Source organism: Mycobacterium sp. DHQP2018-32-09, assembly GCF_058148405.1.
Map to the genome: position 1 here is coordinate 1 of NZ_JBYVYK010000191.1, position 397 is coordinate 397.

Annotated in this window: 1 protein-coding gene; it reads left to right on the forward strand. The window is 53.9% G+C overall.

Translation table 11 applies throughout. From position 1 onward, the window contains the following. A partial coding sequence (gene cobS, locus AC30CM_RS27295; RefSeq protein WP_490120021.1) for an adenosylcobinamide-GDP ribazoletransferase occupies positions 1–397 on the forward strand: 397 nt, incomplete at both ends.

Below are 397 nucleotides of genomic sequence, written 5' to 3' on the forward strand. Positions count from 1 at the left end.
TCTCTTTTATTACGCGTCTGCCTGTACCGCGTCGCTGGTCCCAGGGACTGGATTTCGAGCATTATTCTCGCGGTATTATTACTTTTCCTTTAATTGGATTATTGCTTGGCGCGATTAGCGGGCTGGTCTTCATGGTGCTGCAGGCATGGTGTGGCGTACCACTGGCGGCACTGTTTAGCGTGCTTGTGCTGGCGCTGATGACCGGGGGATTCCACCTGGACGGCCTCGCCGATACCTGTGATGGCGTATTTTCTGCACGTAGCCGCGATCGCATGTTGGAAATCATGCGTGATAGCCGTTTAGGCACCCACGGCGGTCTGGCATTGATTTTTGTGGTACTGGCAAAGATTCTGGTGTTAAGCGAGTTGGCTCTGCGTGGCGAACCGATCCTTGCATC